The 17,297-nt window shown below is 67.1% G+C and carries 15 protein-coding genes and 1 tRNA gene; 6 read left to right on the top strand and 10 right to left on the bottom strand.

Going from position 1 to position 17,297, the window contains the following annotated elements:
* Nucleotides 1-4: 4 nt before the first annotated feature.
* Nucleotides 5-1,483 carry a mannitol dehydrogenase family protein gene (locus ACP693_RS09115; protein ID WP_426017404.1) on the bottom strand — a complete coding sequence of 493 codons (1,479 nt, stop codon included), beginning with the start codon at nucleotides 1,481-1,483 and terminating at the stop codon, nucleotides 5-7.
* Nucleotides 1,480-2,895 carry a glucuronate isomerase gene (gene uxaC, locus ACP693_RS09110; RefSeq protein WP_426017406.1) on the bottom strand — a complete coding sequence of 472 codons (1,416 nt, stop codon included), beginning with the start codon at nucleotides 2,893-2,895 and terminating at the stop codon, nucleotides 1,480-1,482. The genes ACP693_RS09115 and uxaC overlap by 4 nt, the downstream gene beginning before the upstream one ends.
* Before the next feature lie 223 nt (nucleotides 2,896-3,118).
* On the opposite strand from uxaC, the gene ACP693_RS09105 reads away from it, so the two are divergent.
* A tRNA-Thr gene (locus ACP693_RS09105) sits at nucleotides 3,119-3,194 on the top strand.
* Between the two features lie 22 nt (nucleotides 3,195-3,216).
* Nucleotides 3,217-3,843 carry a TetR/AcrR family transcriptional regulator gene (locus ACP693_RS09100; RefSeq protein ID WP_426017408.1) on the top strand — a complete coding sequence of 209 codons (627 nt, stop codon included), beginning with the start codon at nucleotides 3,217-3,219 and terminating at the stop codon, nucleotides 3,841-3,843.
* On the opposite strand, the gene ACP693_RS09095 is transcribed toward ACP693_RS09100, so the two are convergent.
* From ACP693_RS09095 to ACP693_RS09085, 3 genes are read right to left on the bottom strand one after another with little or no spacing between them, the layout of a single operon-like run.
* Nucleotides 3,840-4,592 carry a prepilin peptidase gene (locus ACP693_RS09095; protein ID WP_426017410.1) on the bottom strand — a complete coding sequence of 251 codons (753 nt, stop codon included), beginning with the start codon at nucleotides 4,590-4,592 and terminating at the stop codon, nucleotides 3,840-3,842. The genes ACP693_RS09100 and ACP693_RS09095 overlap by 4 nt on opposite strands.
* A gap of 33 nt (nucleotides 4,593-4,625) precedes the next feature.
* Complete coding sequence (feoB, locus tag ACP693_RS09090; RefSeq protein ID WP_426017412.1) at nucleotides 4,626-6,494, bottom strand: ferrous iron transporter B; 1,869 nt, start codon at nucleotides 6,492-6,494, stop codon at nucleotides 4,626-4,628.
* Complete coding sequence (locus ACP693_RS09085) at nucleotides 6,494-6,760, bottom strand: FeoA family protein (RefSeq protein WP_426017414.1); 267 nt, start codon at nucleotides 6,758-6,760, stop codon at nucleotides 6,494-6,496. Before ACP693_RS09085 ends, feoB begins: the two co-directional genes overlap by 1 nt.
* Nucleotides 6,761-6,910: 150 nt before the next feature.
* Here ACP693_RS09085 and ACP693_RS09080 point away from each other — a divergent pair, with 150 nt between their 5' ends.
* A complete protein-coding gene (locus tag ACP693_RS09080; protein WP_426017416.1) occupies nucleotides 6,911-7,414 on the top strand; it encodes a c-type cytochrome in 504 nt (167 codons plus the stop codon).
* Nucleotides 7,415-7,418: 4 nt separating this feature from the next.
* Here ACP693_RS09080 and ACP693_RS09075 read toward each other — a convergent pair whose 3' ends face one another.
* The 4 genes from ACP693_RS09075 to ACP693_RS09060 form a co-directional block, all read right to left on the bottom strand.
* On the bottom strand, nucleotides 7,419-10,625 hold the full coding sequence (locus ACP693_RS09075; protein ID WP_426019593.1) for an efflux RND transporter permease subunit: 3,207 nt from the start codon (nucleotides 10,623-10,625) through the stop codon (nucleotides 7,419-7,421).
* Entirely contained in the window at nucleotides 10,625-11,749 is a 1,125-nt protein-coding gene (locus ACP693_RS09070; RefSeq protein WP_426017417.1) for an efflux RND transporter periplasmic adaptor subunit, read from the bottom strand. Before ACP693_RS09070 ends, ACP693_RS09075 begins: the two co-directional genes overlap by 1 nt.
* A gap of 112 nt (nucleotides 11,750-11,861) precedes the next feature.
* Nucleotides 11,862-12,614 (bottom strand): hypothetical protein, encoded by a 753-nt coding sequence (locus ACP693_RS09065; protein WP_426017419.1) that lies wholly within the window; start codon nucleotides 12,612-12,614, stop codon nucleotides 11,862-11,864.
* Nucleotides 12,615-12,634: 20 nt separating this feature from the next.
* On the bottom strand, nucleotides 12,635-13,399 hold the full coding sequence (locus tag ACP693_RS09060; RefSeq protein ID WP_426017420.1) for a class II aldolase/adducin family protein: 765 nt from the start codon (nucleotides 13,397-13,399) through the stop codon (nucleotides 12,635-12,637).
* Nucleotides 13,400-13,574: 175 nt separating this feature from the next.
* On the opposite strand from ACP693_RS09060, the gene ACP693_RS09055 reads away from it, so the two are divergent.
* The 3 genes from ACP693_RS09055 to ACP693_RS09045 all read left to right on the top strand — a co-directional run bounded on the left by ACP693_RS09055 (nucleotide 13,575) and on the right by ACP693_RS09045 (nucleotide 16,067).
* Nucleotides 13,575-14,702, top strand: a complete 1,128-nt coding sequence (locus ACP693_RS09055) for a DUF2336 domain-containing protein (RefSeq protein WP_426017421.1) — start codon at nucleotides 13,575-13,577, stop codon at nucleotides 14,700-14,702.
* A gap of 73 nt (nucleotides 14,703-14,775) precedes the next feature.
* On the top strand, nucleotides 14,776-15,528 hold the full coding sequence (locus ACP693_RS09050; protein WP_425983167.1) for an NAD kinase: 753 nt from the start codon (nucleotides 14,776-14,778) through the stop codon (nucleotides 15,526-15,528).
* Nucleotides 15,529-15,590: 62 nt separating this feature from the next.
* Nucleotides 15,591-16,067: an Hpt domain-containing protein gene (locus ACP693_RS09045; protein WP_167762575.1), complete on the top strand. Its 477-nt coding sequence runs from the start codon at nucleotides 15,591-15,593 to the stop codon at nucleotides 16,065-16,067.
* A gap of 53 nt (nucleotides 16,068-16,120) precedes the next feature.
* Here the strand turns inward: ACP693_RS09045 and ACP693_RS09040 are convergent, their stop codons facing one another.
* Complete coding sequence (locus ACP693_RS09040) at nucleotides 16,121-17,260, bottom strand: DUF2336 domain-containing protein (RefSeq protein WP_426017422.1); 1,140 nt, start codon at nucleotides 17,258-17,260, stop codon at nucleotides 16,121-16,123.
* Nucleotides 17,261-17,297 lie beyond the last annotated feature (37 nt).

Genomic DNA, 17,297 nt, shown 5'->3' with positions numbered 1-17,297 from the left:
CTCATCACTTGGTCTCGTCCACGATCTGAGCTGCCGCTTGAACCGCGCCGTTCCGACTGAGCGACAGATAGGCGCGGGTGACGGCGGCCACGAACCGATCATCGGCGGCCAGGGCGGGCGGGAAGACGGCGGACAGGCTCAACAGGGCCGATACCCGCGCCGGGTCGCTCTCGGCGTCGGCGAGAAGCGTGGCCGTCTGCGCGGCGAGGGGATCATCGACGGCGAAGGTCTCGCCGCCTTCGGTCACGCCCGACTGCCATTTCATCCAGGCGGCGACGCCCAGGGCCATGGCCGCGATCCCCTGCCCTGCCGCCAACCGTTCGGCGGCGCCGGCCAGCAGGCGCTGGGGCAGTTTCTGCGAACCGTCCATGGCGATCTGGCAGGTCCGGTGCATCAGAGCTGCGTTGGAGAACCGGGCCATCAGCGCGTCACGATAGGCGGGGATGTCCAGGCCCGGCGGCGGGCTCAGCGTCGTCTCCGCCTCGTCCCACAGGGCCTCAACATAGGCGCGGAAAGCGGGGACGGCGACGGCCTCGTGCACGTGCTCATGACCCGACAGGGCGCCGAGATAGGCGATGGCCGAATGGGCGCCGTTCAACAGGCGCAGCTTGGCGTCTTCCCACGGCGCGACTGCGTCGGTCAGCTGTACGCCCAGCGATGCGAAGTCCGGCCGTTCGCCCGCGAACCGGTCCTCGATCACCCACTGGGTGAAGGGCTCGGCCTTGACCATGCCCTGGTCTTCGACGCCGAGATGGGCCGTCAGGCGAGCGATGTCGTCGGGGATGGTCGCGGGGACGATCCGGTCGATCATCGTCTGGGGGAAGGCGCCCTCCGCCTCGATCCAGGCGGCTAGAGACGGGTCGATCCGGCGAGCCATGGCGATGACCCCGGCGCGGATGCGCTTGCCGTTGTGGGGAAGGTTGTCGCAACTGATGACCGTGAAAGGCTTGAGGCCAGCGGCCTTCCTCGCCCGTAGCGCAGCCACGATGAAGCCGGGCGTGGTGCGAGGCGCGGCGATGTCGGCCAGGTCGGCGGCGACATCCGCGTCGTCCAGCAGCAGGTCGCCCGTCGCCGGGTCGAGGCGATAGCCCTTCTCCGTCACGGTCAGGGTGACGATGTGGACATCCGCGTCGGCCATGGCCGCGACCAGGGCGGCGGGGTCTTCCGGCCCGACCATCACGCCCCGGCCGGCGCCGATAACGCGCAGATTTTCGTCGTCGCCATCACGAACGACCAGGGTGTAGAGCCCGTCCTGCGGGTTCAGCTGGTCACGCACGCCGGGCGACCGCAACGAGGCGCCCAGCACGCCCCAGCGCAGGTCGCCGCCTTTCAGCGCATCGTCGAACACCACCGCCTGGTGGGCGCGGTGAAAGGCGCCGATGCCCAGATGGACCACGCCGGTCTTCACTTGGGCGCGGTCGTATCCGGGAACGGCGGCATCGGCAGGCAGGTTCGACAGGACGGCTTCTGAAAGACGGGTCACAGCTTGTAGGCCGCCTTGACCAGACCATAGGTCAGGGCGTGGGCCAGTTCGTGGGCCTCGTCCTCATCCATCCGATGTTCGACCACCAGCTTGGCCAGGAAGCCGCAGTCCATGCGCCGGGCCACATCGTGACGGGCCGGGATCGACAGGAAGGCGCGGGTGTCGTCGTTGAAGCCGACGGTGTTGTAGAAGCCCGCCGTCTCGGTGACCTGTTCGCGGAAGCGACGCATGCCTTCGGGGCTGTCGTGGAACCACCAGCTCGGCCCCAGCTTCAGTGCGGGATAGTGGCCGGCCAGGGGCGCCAGTTCGCGGCTGTAGCTGGTCTCATCCAGGGTGAAGAGGATCAGCGAGAGGCGCGTATCCGACCCGAACCGATCCAGCAGCGGCTTCAGCGCCTGGACGTAATCCGTCTGGGTCGGGATGTCGCAGCCCTTGTCGCGGCCGAACCGGTTGAAGACGGTGGCGGAGTGGTTACGGAAACTGCCGGGGTGCAACTGCATCACCAGCCCGTCCTCGACCGACATCGCAGCCATTTCGGTCAGCATCTGCCCCCGGAACAGTTCGGCGTCGGCAGGCGTCGCGGGAGCCGTCGAGACGCGGCGGAACAGGGCCTCGGCCTCGACCTTCGACAGATCGGCGGTGAAGGCGGTCGGGTGACCGTGATCGGTCGAGGTGGCGCCCATTTCGGCGAAGAAAGCGCGTCGGTCGCGCAGGGCCTGGAGGTAACCGTCCCAGCTCATCGTATCGCGACCGGTCTGTTCGGCCAGAACTTTCAGATTGTCGCGGAAGCCCTCGTAGTCGGGGTCCAGCACCGGGTCGGGACGATAGGCGGTCAGCACCCGGCCCTTCCAGCCCGAGGCCTTGATGGCCTTGTGATGCTCCAGCGTCTCGAGCGGCGACTCCGTCGTGGTCAGGACCTCGATATTGAACCGCTCGAACAGGGCACGGGGGCGGAAGGCGTCGGTCTTCAGCGCGGCATCGATGACGTCGTAATAGTGATCCGCCGTCTCGGCCGACAGGCGCACGTCGATGCCAAAGGCCTCGGCATAGACCCAGTCGTGCCACATCCGCGACGGCGTGCCCCGGAACAGGTGATAGTTCTCAGCGAACCGACGCCAGATCTTCCGCGGATCGGTCTCGACCGGGCCGCCGTCGGCGCGGGGAACGCCCAGGTCCTCCATCGCCATCCCTTGCGAGTGCAACATGCGGAAGACGTAGTGGTCGGGCGTGATCAGGAGGTCAGCCGGATTGGCGAAGGCCTCGTTCAAGGCGAACCAGCTGGGGTCCGTATGGCCGTGCGGGCTGATGATCGGCAGGCCCTTGATCTCGGCATAGAGGCGCCGCGCCACCGCGCGGGTGTCGGCGTCGGCCGGAAACAGGCGGTCGGGATCGAGCTTGAGCGGATGAGCCATGACGTCCTTCACTGGTCCTCAATACGGAGGCGTTGGATCGCCTCGCGAGACTGATCCCCACCAGATACTATGCCGGGGAGAAAAAGACACCGGTTACCACGATATTGGAGAACCAGTTGCTGACACGAAGGCGCGCACTAGTGCGTTTTGTCCGCCGACGCATGCAAGGTCGCCTTGCGTCCAGGCGCGAGGCTGGACATAAGGGCCAACACCGCACTCGCGGGCCGGCTTAGCTCAGTTGGTAGAGCGCCAGTTTTGTAAACTGGATGTCGCGGGTTCGATTCCTGCAGCCGGCACCATCTCTATGCGACTATCGGGGATATGGCCGACACAACCAACAAGCTGGGCCACAAGATCGGTGCGCGCGGCGGGAGAACCCGCCAGGCGATCCTCGACGCGACCCAACGCCTGTTGAATGAGCGGCATTACGGCGAGATCCGAGTCGCTGACCTGGCCTTGGCGGCGGGCGTGTCGCCGTCGAATTTCTACACCTATTTCAAGACCCTCGAAGAGCCCGTTCTGGCGCTGTGCGAGGTCGCGGCGACCGATTTCCAGGGTCTGGCGACGCATTTCCAGGCCGACTGGCCGGGGGACAAGGCGTTCGCCATCGCCCGCGCCTTCATTCTGGACGTTATGGCGATCTGGCGAAGCCACGGCCAGGTGCTGCGGGTCGAGCACATGCTGGCCGACAACGGCGACGTGGCCTTTGTCGAAAGCCGGGTGCGCCGGCTGCGCCGTCTTCATTTGGCCATCGAACGCCGCGTGGCCCAGGCCCACGCCAGCGGTCTGCACCCCAAGGATTACAATCCGCGCCTGGCCTCGTACCAGATCGCCTCGATCGCGGAATCGACAGCGGCCAGTTTCGACCTATTGCGGCGGGCGGATACGCCGGAAGCCATTCTGGACACGGCGGCCATCATCATCGTCAAGCTGACGACAGGGCGTTAGAGCCCCAGCGGGCCGTAGAGCCAGGTCAGCCATATCCCCACGGCCAGGAAGACGCCGAAGGGCAGCTTCTCGCTTGCACTGACCGTGCGACGCACCACCAGCATTCCAAACACGAGACTGAGCCCGACCGCGCAGGCCCACAGCAGCACGCTGGGCAGACCGATCCAGCCGACCCAGGCCCCTGCCCCGGCAAACAGGAAGGGATCGCCCCCGCCCAGGCCGTCACGCTTGCGGATCACTTTATAAAGCCAGCCGACCAGCCACAGGCCGCCGAACCCGACCACGGCCCCGATCAGATGCGACAAGGCCAGATCCCAGCCGATCATGGCCGCCACCGCCAATCCCGTCGCGACCAAAGGCCAGGTCAGGATGTCGGGCAGCCAGAAGTTCTCGCCGTCGATGATGGCGATCAGCAGCAGTTGCCAGCCCAGGACGGCCGTCGCCCCCGCCATCAGCCACGAGGCCCCGCTGAGGCCCGCCCAGACGCCGATGGCGGCAGCGGCCAGCTCGATCAGGGGGTAGCGCTGGGAAATGCGGGTCGAACACCGCGCGCACCGGCCGCGCAGGGCCAGCCAGCTGAACAGCGGGAACAGCTCCCAAGGCCGCAAGGGCTGGTCGCAGCCCCGGCATCGCGAGCGGGCGACGACGATGTCCTCGTCACGCGGCAGGCGCACGCTGACGGCGGCGATGAAACTGCCGAAAATCAGGCCCAGCCCGCCCATGACGGCGGCGGCGATCACAGGGTGCATCGAGACGTCCAGACGGCGGCGAACGCCTGTGGCTTACCCGCCCCCGAGCGCCACCGCCACATGATAGGTCACCAGCGACGCCAGATAGGCCAGACCGAACATGTAGCCGATCATGATCCAGGTCCATTTCCAAGAGTTGGTCTCGCGCTTGACCACGCCCAGGGTCGCCACGCACTGGGGCGCGAAAATGTACCAGGCCAGGAAGGACAGAGCTGTCGCCAGCGACCATTGCGCCGACAGGGTCGAAGCCAGGAGACCGGTGGCGTTCTCGGTGTCGGCGATCGCGTAGGTGGTGGCCAAAGCCGCCACGGCGACCTCGCGCGCCGCCATGCCGGGGATCAGGGCGATGACCATCTGCCAGTTGAAGCCGATGGGGGCGAAGATCGGCTCCAGCGCCCGACCCAGCATGCCGGCGAACGAATAGTCGATGGCCGGCAGGGTCGCGTTCTCGGGCGGATAGGGGAAGGTCGCCAGCACCCACAGGATGATCACGGCCGGCAGGATGATGCGCCCCGCACGGTTCAGGAATATCTTGGCCCGGAGCCACAGGTTGAAGCCTACGCTCTTCAGGTCCGGTGCCTTGTAGGTCGGCAGCTCCATCATGAAGGGCTCGACCGCGCCGCGCCAGAACACCTTGCGGATCACCAGCGACACCAGAAGCGCGCTGACGATGCCGGCGGCGTAGAGGCCGAACATCACCAGTGCCTGCAGATTGGCGAAGCCCCAGACCGTCTCATTGGGAATGAAGGCGGCGATGATCAGCGTATAGACCGGGATCCGCGCCGAGCAGGTCATCAACGGCGCGACCAGGATAGTGGTCAGGCGGTCGCGCTTCGAATCGATCACCCGCGCCGCCATCACGCCGGGAATGGCGCAGGCGAAGCTGGACAACAGAGGAATGAAGGCCCGGCCGTGCAGCCCCGCCCCGCCCATGATCTTGTCCATCAGGAAGGCCGCGCGGGCCATGTAGCCGAAGTCTTCCAGGGCGATGATGAACAGGAACAGGATCAGGATCTGCGGCAGGAAGACCAACACGCTGCCGACGCCGGAAATGATCCCGTCCACGATCAGGCTTTGCAGCAGGCCGTCTGGAATGACCGCAGCGACCAGACCGCCCAGCCAGCCGATGCCGGCCTCGATGCCGTCCATCAAAGGCGCGGCCCAACTGAACACGGCCTGGAACATGACGAACAGCAGGGTGAACAGGATGACCAAGCCGGCGACCGGATGCAGCAGGATCGAATCGATCTTACCGGTCAGGGTGTCGGGCCGCTCGGGCGGGCGGACACAGGCCTTCATGATCCGCTCGGCCTCGCGCGCGGCGGTGCGCAGTTCGGCGGCGTCGGGGCTATGCCACTGGCTTTCCGAAACGGCGGCGACGGCGGCCCGGTCTTCGATGGCGGCGATCAGATCATCGATGCCGCGCTTGCGCGTGGCGACCGTGGTGATGATCGGCACGCCCAGTTCGGCGTCCAGCTTCTCCAGATCGATCCGCAGCCCCTGACGCTGGGCGATGTCGTACATGTTCAGCGCCAGAACCATGGGCCGGCCGACCGCCTTCAGCTCCAGGATCAGCCGCAAGACCAGGCGCAGGTTGGTGGCGTCGGCGACGCAGACCACCACGTCTGGCGGCGTCTCTCCGGCCAGACGCCCCAGGACGGCGTCGCGCGTGACCTCCTCGTCCGGGCTGCGGGCGCGCAGGGAATAGGTGCCGGGCAGGTCCAGCACGGACATGGTCCGGCCGGAGGCGGCGCGGATCAGGCCTTCCTTGCGCTCCACCGTGACGCCGGCGTAGTTGGCGACCTTCTGGTGCGCGCCGGTCAGGGCGTTGAACAGGGCCGTCTTGCCGCTGTTTGGATTGCCGACCAAGGCGACGCGAGCGGTCTTCAGGGCGATGTCCATCAGGCGGCATCCAGCTTGATCGTCAGGCTCTCGGCTTCATGGCGGCGCAGGGCCACGCGCATGTCATCGACCTTCATGGCGATGGGGTCCTGACCGAACAGGCCTTCGTGCAGCAGTTCGATCTGCGCGCCCTCGACGAAGCCCAGTTCGAGCAGGCGGCGTTCCAGCTCGACCTCCCCTTCCTGATGGTGACAATGAGCGCCCACCTGGACGATGACGCCGCGATCGCCGCGTCGGGCCTGGCTCAGCTTGATGGTGTCAGTCAATTTTACGCTCGCACGGGCGAGGCCGCTCCCCGGCGGCTCCGCGTTTCTTTGACACTGATTATCAGGTGCGAGCCCCCCGCGTCCAGCAGGACAGCTTGACCAATTGCCGCGCCGACGCATTGCGCTATCACAGGCCGAACAGGAGCCGCCATGACCCGTTTCGCCCTCGCCGCCCCGCTTCTTCTCGCCCCCATCCTCGCCTTGGCCGCCTGTGGTCAGGGCGAGCCGTCGTCGACGGCCCCGACCAAGCCCGTTCATGTCCTGACGGAGACGGAGAAGGCCACACTGCTGGCCTCCCTGCCCGCCCCTTACAATGCTGGCGATCTGGAGAACGGCCGCCGCGCGTTCGCGCGCTGCCGCGCCTGCCACACCATCGGCGAAGGCGGCCCAGACATGGCGGGGCCGAACCTGTACGGCGTTTTTGGGCGAAAGGCGGGGGATCGGCCGCGCTACAACTATTCCAACGCCATGCGCACTGCAGACTTCACCTGGGATGCGGAGAAGCTGGATCACTGGCTGGAGAACCCGCGCACCTTCCTGCCCGGCAACAAGATGACCTTCCCCGGCCTGCCCGACGCCACGGATCGCCGCGATGTCATCGCCTTCCTGAAGGTGGAGACGGGCTACAAGCCGGAGCCTGCGCCCGCCTCCTGATCCATCAGCCTTCCGGCAGTTCCTTGGGTCCGCCTTCGCGCATTTCCTGGGCTTCCCATTCCTCGATCTTGCGCGAGGTCCATTCCGGCGACTTGGTGAAGCGGGCCAGGACGCCATAGATCACAGGCACCACGAACAGGGTCAGGACGGTGGCGAAGATGGCGCCGGTGAAGATCACCACGCCGATCGTCTGACGGCTGCCCGCGCCCGCACCCTGCCACAACACCAGCGGCAAGGCGCCGAAGGCGGTGGCGATCGAGGTCATGATGATCGGGCGAAGACGCAAGGACGACGACTCGATGATCGCTTCCCGAATCGACCGGCCCTGGTCGCGCAGCTGGTTGGCGAACTCGACGATCAGAATGCCGTTCTTGGCCGCGACGCCGATCAGGATGATCAGTCCGATCTGGCTGTAGATGTTCAGGCTGGACCCGGCCATCAACAGACCGAACAGCCCGCCCGCCGCCGCCAGCGGCACCGTCAGCATGATGACCGCCGGGGTGATCCAGCTCTCGAACTGGGCCGCCAGCACCAGGAAGACCAGCAGCAGCGCCAGGCCGAAGGCCGCGAACACCGCTCCGCCCGCCTCCTGCTGGTCGCGCGCCGCGCCGCCCCATTGGGTGACGACACCGCCCTGGGGCTGTTTGGCCGCCTCGGCGCCGAGGAACTGGATGGCGTCGTCAATGGTCGTGCCGGGGTTCAGGTCGGCCTGCAGCGAGATGGACCGCTGGCGATCCAGACGGCGACGGTCCGGCGTGTCGCCGCTGGTCTTGGTCGTGACCACCGCCGACAGCGGCACCAGTTGCCCGCCGCCGGTCGCGACATACAGGGCCTCCAGGTCAGCAACCTCGCGCCGGTTGTCGCGCTCGGTCTGCAGAATGACGTCATACTCCTGGCCGCCCTTGATGTAGGTGGTGGCGGTACGCGACCCGAACATCGTTTCCAGCGTGCGGCCGATGGACTGGGACGACACGCCCAGCGCCGCCGCCTTCTGGGGATCGACATCGACCAGCAGGCGCGGCGAGTTCGGCTCATAGTTCAGGCGCGGACGCGAGAAGCCGGGATTAGCTTGGGCGGCCGCCAACATGGGTTGAAGCCAGTTGTAGATCTGCTGGTAGTCGGTGCCCGTCGCGATCAGCTCGATGGAGTTGGAGTTGCCGCCCCCGCGCTGGAAGGCGCCGGGAGTCGAGGCGTTGACCTGGGCGTCCGTCTGCCCGCGCAGCTTGCCGTTCAGTTCCTGGGCGATCTCGGCCGCCGTCCGGTCGCGCATGGACCAGTCGGCCAGGGTCAGGACGGCGTTGCCGGAGTTGAAGCTGCCGCCGCCAAAGCCCGGCGCGGAGACCAGATAGCTGTCGGCCTCGCCGTTCGCCTTGTATTCGGCCAGCAGGGGTTCCAGCCCCAGCATGATCTTGCGGGTATAGTCGAAACCGGCGCCTTCGGGGCCGGCGACGCGCACCGTCACCCGGCCGCGGTCCTCGTCCGGCACCAGTTCGTTGGGCAGGGTCAGGAAGATGCCGCCCGCACCCGCCGCCACCAGCAGGATCAGGGCGCCGACGCCGATCACGGCGATCCGCCGGCCTAACATCATGTCCAGCGATCGCGCATAGGAGCGCTTCAGCCGATCCATGCCCCAGTCCACCCGACGCGCGACCCAACCGCCGCCGTGTGCTGGCTTCAGAATCTTTGACGCCAGCATCGGCGACAGGCTGAGCGCCAGGAAGGCGGAGAAGGCCACGGCGGCCGCGATGGCCGCCGCCAGTTCCACGAACAGCCGCCCGACATATCCCGGCAGGAACAGCAGGGGCGCGAAAACCGACAGCAGTACGATGGTCGTCGCCACGACGGCGAAGAAGACCTGACGCGCGCCGCGTTCCGCCGCGACCAGGGGCGGCTCGCCCAGGTCCAGACGACGCTGGATATTCTCGACCACGACGATGGCGTCATCCACCACCAGGCCGATGGCCAGAACCAGGGCCAGCAGAGTCAACAGGTTGAGCGAGAAGCCCAGAGGCGCCAGGACGATGAAGGTCGCCAACAGGCAGATGGGCGCCACGATGGACGGGATCAGCGCCGCCCGCAGACTGCCCAGGAAGATGAAGTTGACTAGGGCCACCAGGGCCATGGAAATGCCGATGGTGATCCAGACCTCGTCGATGGCGTGCGAGGTGAAGACCGAGTTGTCGGACCCGATCTCGATGGTCACGCCCGGCGGCAGGGTCGGCCGGATTTCGTCGATCATCTCATGGACGCCGTCGGAAATGGCCAGGTCGTTGGACTGGGCCTGACGGGTCACGGCCAAGCCGATCTGGTCCATGCCGTTGCCGCGGAACAGGCGGCGATCCTCTTCCGGCGCCTCCTCGACTCGGGCGACGTCGCCCAAACGGGTGACGTAGGTCGGCTGGCCCTGGATGATGGCCGACGAGCCGCTGCCCGTCCCCGTGGCGACGGACGCCGAGGCCGAGGCCGAACCGCGAGTACCGATAGGCAACTGTCGGAAGTCTTCCGGCAGGGCGTAGGTGCGGGCCACCCGCACGGTGTAGTCCTTGTCCGTCGATTCCAGCGAACCGGCGGGCAGTTCGACGTTCTGGTTGGTCAGGGCTGTCTCGACGTCGTTGACCGTCAACCCGCGCGCCGCCAGGGCGGCGGAATCCAGCCAGATCCGCATCGAATAGCGCTGCTCGCCATAGATGTTGACCTGAGCCACGCCGGGCACGGTCGCCATCCGGTCGACCAGATAGCGGTCGGCGTAATCGGTCAGCTGAAGCCGGTTCATGCTGGTCGAGCGCAGGAAGACGATGATGATCGGCTGGCTGTCGGAATCGGCCTTGGCCACTTCCGGCGGGTCGGCCTGGTCCGGCAGGCGGCCGACAACGCGACTGACGCGGTCGCGCACGTCGTTGGCGGCGTCGTCGATGTTGCGGTCCAGCGAGAACTCGATGTTCACGTTCGAACGGCCGTCGCGGCTGGTCGAATTGATGCGCTCGACGCCCTGGATGCCGGCGATCTGCTGTTCGACCGGCTCGGTGATCCGGCTCTCGATCACCTCGGCCGAGGCCCCGGCATAGCTGGTGTTGACCGAGACGATGGGCGGATCGACGTCCGGCAGTTCGCGCACCGGCAGGAAGAAGAAGGCCGCCGCGCCGATCACGCACAGCACGATGGCGGCGACGGCCGCGAAGACGGGCCGCCGAACCGAAACGTCGGACAGCATCATTGGGCGGCGCCCGACTTGCGGTCGGCAGACGACTTGCGATCTGCGCCCGCGACGCTGACCGGCGCCCCCGGCTGGATGCGGTTCAGGCCCGAGCCGACGATGCGGTCACCCGGCTCGATGCCCGACAGGATTTCGACGAAGCCGTTCTCGACGGCGCCGGCCTCGACCTCGACCCGCTGGGCGGTCGAGCCGTTCTGGCCGGGCGCAATACGATAGACGAAGGCGCCGGCGCCCTCATATTGCACGGCGGATTCCGGGGCCGCCGCCGCCTGGCGCTGGCCCTGCTGGACCACGACGCGCAGCAGCATGCCGGGGCGGATGCGACCGCCGGGATTGGCGAACTCGGCCCGGGCCGTGGCGGCGCGGGTGGTCTCGTTGACGCGGGTGTCGATCAGGGCGATCCGGCCCTGGAAGGGTTCGTCGCCATAGGCGTCCGCCGTCGCCGTCAGCTGGGCGCCCGGCTGAAGCAGGTTCAGGTAGCGTTCCGGCAGGGGGAAATCGACGCGGATGGTCGAGGTGTCGTCCAGCGTCGCGATCACGGCGCCCGGGTTGATCAGCGTGCCTGCCGTGACCGTCGTCAGGCCCATGCGGCCGGCGAACGGCGCGCGGATGACACGATCGCCGCGCCGCGCCTGGGCGGCCTCAAGTGAGGCGCGGGCCGTCTCCAGCCCCGTCTCGGCCTGTTCCAGCATCACCTGTGGCGCAATGCCCCGGTCGGCCAGGGCCTTGTAGCGATCATATTCGCGCTGGGCCTGATTGACGTTGGCGCGGGCCTCGATGATGGCGGCGTCTTCCTCGCGCGCCTGAAGCTCGACCAGGGGCGCCCCGGCCGAGACAAACTGGCCGTCGGCGAACAGGACGCGCGTGATCAGTTCGGTGGTCGAGGAGGTGATGTTCACTGACCGCTGCCCGCGCGCCACGCCCAGCACCCGGATCTGGTCCGAGAACTGACGCTGGCCCACGACGGCCTGCGACACCTGCTGGCCGCCGCGTCGCCCACCGCCGGCGCCGGGCCCTTGGGCCGACTTTTCGTCTCCCATGGAGATCTTGACGATGGCGGCGATGACCATCAGCCCCAGCAGAACGGCTGCGGCGATGAGGAAGAAGTGACGTTTGATCACGCGGGGGTCTCTCGGTCAGGGGGACGCCGCATGCATTACCGGGTAATGAAGTGCGCGCAATGTTACGTATCAGTAACGTGGCGGATCACATTTTCCGTCGCAGAAATCTTCCCTAAAAACGACGCCACACCGCCAGGACAGGCCCACGGGCGATTGCGGCCTCTCGGCCTGCGACGGTTTGTCTCCATCCGGCCTGCACGCTCCAGCCCCCGAAATCGCGCACCACCGAGGTTTCCAGCGACAGCCAGCGCGCCCCGCCGTCCGCCGCCCCGCCGAACGCCTGGCCCAGCACCATCCAGTCGCGGCCGATCCGAGCGCCCGCCGTGGCGTCGATGCGCGTCTCGTCCGGCAGGCCGTCACGCAGGCGCCGCGCGGCCTGAAGCTCGATGAACGATCCGTCCATGCCCCAGCGCGCGCCCATTTCGCCCAGGGATCGGCCGACCGACACCCGCGCCTCCCAGTCGTGTTCGCCCACGCCCGGCTGAGCATAGCCGGCGTTGCGCCCCTCCCCGGCCTGGGCATAACCGCCGTACAGGCTGACGGCGTTGCGGTCGTCGCGCCAGACCTGCCAGGTCGCGCCGATCTCGATGGGGCCGCGCCCGTTGTAATCGACGAAGGCGTCCTCGCCGTCCTGCCAGTCGGCCTTCAACTGCAGGGTCACACGATCCGATGCGCCATATTCGGCGAACAAACCCAATGCCGCATCGCGCCGTTCGCCCGGCAGGTCGCGCTCCTCGCCAGAGGCGTCGAAACCGGTGTCGGCGCTCAGCCGCTCATATTTGACGATCGCCTGTCCCTTGCCCTTGGGCTGGACCCAGGCGCCGGCGAAGGCCTGGACGGGCGCCAGCGCACCTAGCGCCAGCACCGCCGTAGCCCCGGCGAGACCTAGGCTTCGTAGCCCGGCGACTTGCGATCCAGCTGACGCAGGGCGCCCGGCCAGGCCAGGGCCGAGATGAAGCCGATGCCCCGTCCCTGCTCCTTGGTTTCCGCCTGCGCCTCGTCGGGGGCCAGCAGGATGTGCTGACGCCCGCCCGACAGAGCCGCGACCTGCTGCGCGCAGGCCCTCTCCAGAAAGAAGATGCCGATCCATGCCTGAGCCGCCGTTTCCCCGACCGCCAGCGTGCCGTGGTTTCGCAGCAGCATCAGCGGTTTGTCCCCCAGGTCGGCTACCAGACGTTCGCGTTCGTCATGGTTCAGGGCCAACCCCTCGTACCCATGATACGCAACCTGATACTGTAGTAAACACGCGTTCTGGCTGATCGGCAGCAAACCTTCGGCCTGAGCCGCCACGCCGACGCCGTTGACCGTGTGCAGGTGGATGACGAACTTGGCGTCGTCGCGCGCGGCGTGGACGGCGGAGTGGATGGTGAAGCCCGCCGGATTGATGAAGTGGGTCGTGTCCTGGACGATATTCCCTTCCAGATCGACCTTCACCAGCGACGAGGCCGTGATTTCGTCGAAATAGAAGCCGTAGGGATTGATCAGGAAATGATGCTCGGGCCCCGGCACACGCGCCGAGATATGGGTGAAGATCATGTCGTCCCAACCGTGCAAAGCGACCAGCCGATACAGGGCCGCCAGCTCGACGCGGACCTGCCATTCGGCCTCGGACACGCGCGATTTGATCGAGGGACTCGTTCCGTCCGCCATGGTTTCCTCCTGCCTCTGAACGGGCTTTGAGAACCCGTCGCCCTGCCCGCGTGCGCCGTCAAGCCGCCATGACCGATGTTGACGCGACGTCATCAGGCGGCCGTTAGCTTTGCTTAACGCCGTCTTCACGACCGCGCCTTATGGTTAAGCATCGTCGTCGGTTCGGGGAGCCGCTGTGTCTGTCGTTCAATTGGAGCCGCCCCGCGACGCCTGGGACGACCGGACCGTTTCCCAACTTCTGACCCTGGCGCAAAGCCGCTCGGCGGAAGACCGTCAACGGCTGCTGCTGAAGGTCACATCCCTTTGCGAAGCGACGCGCCCGCCGGCTGAGGTCGGCCCGCTGCTCAGCGACATCTTCCTGACCCTGGCCGCCCAGGCCGAGCGGGACATTCGCCTGGCTTTGTCCGAGCGAATCGCCGGCGTCGACTGGGCGCCGCCCGCCCTGATCAACATGCTGGCGCTGGACGAGATCGAGATCGCTCGCCCGGTCATTACCTCCAGCCCGCTGCTGAAGGACACCGATCTGATCCGGCTGCTGATCGAGGCGACGCTGGAGCATCAGATCGCCGTTGCGCGCCGGCCCCAGCTGTCCCGGCCCGTGGCGGACATGATCATCGACCGGGGCGAGGCCGTGACCATGACGGCCCTGGCGTCGAATCGTTCGGCGGACATCAGCGAAGACGCCATGCGAAAGCTGGTCGATCATTCGCGGCGCGTCGCCGGCCTGCGCGCGCCTCTGACGCGTCACCCCCGCTTGAACGAACAACTGGCCCAGCAGCTCTACCAATGGGTCGGCCAGGCCCTGCGCCAGTCGATCGGCGAACGCTTCCGCATCGACGACGCCCAGTTGAACGCCGCCGTCCAGCAGGCCGCCGCCAAGGCCGTGGGCAGTCCCGAGTGGCGCGTGGCCCCGACCAGTCGGCTGGTCGAGGAACGCGAACGCAGCGAGATGGAGCGCCGCCTCGTCGACAAGCTTCAGGCCGCCGGTCAGCTACGTCCCGGCCTGCTGATCAGAGCGCTGCGCGAGCAGAGGTTCGAACTGTTCGAACAAGCCCTGGCGGCCTTGGGCGGTTTCAGCGACGCACAGGTGCATCAAGCCGTGCGCGCCCCGACCGCCGAACCCCTCTATCTGGCCTGTATCGCCGTAGGCGTGGACAAGGCGGTCTTCGCCTCATTGCTGGTCGAGGTGCGCAAGCTGTCAGGCGGTTTGCCTGCCGACGGCGGCTGGACGGCGACGCCGATGAACGCCCATTCCGCCTCGCGCGCCTTCCGCCAGATAATGGAAAAGCCCGCGATCGTTTGACTTCGCCGTCAAGCTCGGCTCACGTCCCGCCGTGACCCAGCCTCGATCCTCTCCCATTCCGGCCTCGCCATCCTTGGCCTTCGTCGCCAGCGACCGGCCTGAAGCCCAGGAGGCGCGCAAGGCCCTGATCGCGCGTTATGGCGCAGTGCCCGAGGCCCAGGCGGACGTTATCGTCGCCTTGGGCGGCGACGGCCAGATGCTTGAGACGCTGCATGGCAATCTGCGCGGACGCACCCCCGTTTACGGCATGAACCGCGGTTCGGTCGGCTTCCTGATGAACGACTATGAGGAGGACGGCCTGCTGGAGCGAATCGCCGCCGCCGAACGCACCGTCATCCATCCGCTGCAGATGGATGCCTGGACCGAGAGCGGCGAGGTCCATACCGGCCTGGCCATCAACGAGGTCTCGCTGCTGCGTCAGACGCGCCAGAGCGCAAAGCTGCGGATCACGGTCGACGACCGCGTGCGGCTGGAAGAACTGTCCTGTGACGGCTGCCTGGTGGCGACGCCGGCGGGATCGACCGCCTATAACCTTTCGGCGCATGGCCCGATCATTCCGCTGGACGCCCGCATCCTGGCCCTGACGCCGATCAGCGCGTTTCGGCCCCGTCGCTGGCGCGGCGCCCTGTTGTCGCATGGCGCCAAGGTGCGGTTCGAGGTTCTGGAGGCCGACAAACGGCCCGTTTCGGCCACCGCCGACAACTTCGAGGTCAGGCGCGTCGCCCGCGTCGAGGTGCGCGAACGGCGTGACCTCAGCCTGACCATGCTGTTCGACGCCGGACGCTCGTTCGACGAACGCGTGATGGCCGAACAGTTCGCCAACTGATCCGGTCACGGGTTCTTAAGCCCGATCCCGTACCTTGCCTTCAAAGTCCTATGGAGCCCGCCATGAGCAATCCGGCGCAAATCACCCCCCCGACGAACGCCCTGCGCATGAAGGTCGGCGGCGGTTTCGGCATCAATGCAGACGCCATCGCCCGCGCCGAAGAGGCGTTGAAGGCCATGTCGGCCCAGTTCGGCCAGTGGCTGAACGACGAAATCGTCAAGCTGGACAAGGCCCAAGCCGACATTCGCGAACAGGGCTACAATCCGACCACCGCCGAAGCCCTGTATTTCCGCGCCCATGACCTGAAGGGTCTGGGAACGACCTACGAATACCCGCTGGTGACGCGCATCGCCGGTTCGCTTTGCAAGATGCTGGATGACGCGGACCGCCGCATGACCGCGCCGGTCGTCGTGCTGGACGCCCACATCGACGCCATCCGCGCCGTGGTCCGCGACCAGATCAAGACAGACGAACACCCCACCGGCCGCGCCCTGGCCGAAACCCTGGAAGCGCGCGTCGCAGACCATCTCGCAGGCTGAAACGTCCCCCCTCAGCCATGATGCGAAAGGCCCGCCGAATGGCGGGCCTCTTTTTATGCGGCGTTGGCGGCGGACAGCGCCGGAGACGGCGACTGATCCAGCCGTTCCATCAGATAGGCCAGGTCGTCTCGCTGGACATTGGGGCGCTGGGTCAGGAACCGCTCCAGCATCTGCTCGCGGAAGTAGGCGCTGGACGTGTCGATCCCCTCGGACGCCAGCGTCCTCCAGGTATCGACCCCGGCGCGGAAGGCCTGGAACAGGCGCGGCGGCAAGCCCGCCCGGTCATAGATGGCCTTCAGCCCCAGCGGCCCCGCGTCATGTACCATAAGCCAGGCGCGGTGATGGGGCGTGTTGGCCAGTTCGGCCAGGCCGTGTTCGAACATCGCCATCTGACCGCGCGCCAACCCGCGCAACAGCAGCGAGGCGTTCAGAACGCGACGCGCGTTCAGATGGGTCATGAAAGCGGCCAGATCCGAACTGACGGCAGCCTGATCGACCAGATCGACGGTCGTGCGCTCGCGCGCATATTGAGCCAGACGGATGGCGGTTTCCGGCGCGACGGCGTGGCGGCTGATCAGATGCTCGCGTACCGCATCGCTGGCCAGCTGGATCAGGCGCTCAGTCACGCTCATCGGCAGGACCTGGCGATAGGCCACGGCCGTCAATACCTCTGGCGCCTCGGCGAAGCGATCGACCACGGCCGCCAGCGCGGCTTCTGACAGGTCGGCGTTGTCGTTGGCTGCCACGGTGCGAACCGCCTGTTCGCAGCCTTCCTCGGCCAGCACGGTCGCGACATCGCGCGAAACACGCGACCGTCCCGCCACCGCGACCTGACGCACCACAGAGCCGGCGCGCACGATCTCGATCAGATCCTCGTCGCTGAAGGCCGGAGAGGCGGCGATGATCGGCAGGGCGATGCTGTCCAGATCGCCGGCCAGCTTGCGCGCCACATCGTGGGGGATCAGGTCCGACGCCTTCAGCGTGACGGCCATGGCGCGTCGCACCAGTTCGGCCGCGTCATTGGCCAGCAGGCGCAGGATTTTTTGCGCCGCGGCCCGGTCGTCCTCGTCCAGCTCGGCGCGTTCCATGTTGCGGCACAGCTTGTGCGCCGCCTCGGCCCGCTCATCGTCGTCCGTCGCCTTGATGAGGCGTCGAATGTCCACTTCTGTGAGGCGTGCGCGGAAGGCGGTCATGGACGGCTCGTCATGGAATCGGGCGTGGATCCCAGAA

The organism is Brevundimonas sp. TWP1-3 (genome assembly GCF_049896085.1).
Lineage (GTDB): Bacteria > Pseudomonadota > Alphaproteobacteria > Caulobacterales > Caulobacteraceae > Brevundimonas.
This window is presented reverse-complemented; position numbering and strand designations above follow the sequence as displayed.

Excerpts from the sequence above, each read along its gene's own strand:
- ACP693_RS09100 (WP_426017408.1), top strand. The coding sequence starts at position 3,217 with ATGGCCGACACAACCAACAAGCTGGGCCACAAGATCGGTGCGCGCGGC.
- uxaC (WP_426017406.1), bottom strand. The coding sequence starts at position 2,895 with ATGGCTCATCCGCTCAAGCTCGATCCCGACCGCCTGTTTCCGGCCGAC.
- ACP693_RS09060 (WP_426017420.1), bottom strand. The coding sequence starts at position 13,399 with ATGGCGGACGGAACGAGTCCCTCGATCAAATCGCGCGTGTCCGAGGCC.
- ACP693_RS09095 (WP_426017410.1), bottom strand. The coding sequence starts at position 4,592 with ATGCACCCTGTGATCGCCGCCGCCGTCATGGGCGGGCTGGGCCTGATT.
- ACP693_RS09040 (WP_426017422.1), bottom strand. The coding sequence starts at position 17,260 with ATGACCGCCTTCCGCGCACGCCTCACAGAAGTGGACATTCGACGCCTC.
- ACP693_RS09080 (WP_426017416.1), top strand. The coding sequence starts at position 6,911 with ATGACCCGTTTCGCCCTCGCCGCCCCGCTTCTTCTCGCCCCCATCCTC.
- ACP693_RS09075 (WP_426019593.1), bottom strand. The coding sequence starts at position 10,625 with ATGCTGTCCGACGTTTCGGTTCGGCGGCCCGTCTTCGCGGCCGTCGCC.
- feoB (WP_426017412.1), bottom strand. The coding sequence starts at position 6,494 with ATGGACATCGCCCTGAAGACCGCTCGCGTCGCCTTGGTCGGCAATCCA.
- ACP693_RS09045 (WP_167762575.1), top strand. The coding sequence starts at position 15,591 with ATGAGCAATCCGGCGCAAATCACCCCCCCGACGAACGCCCTGCGCATG.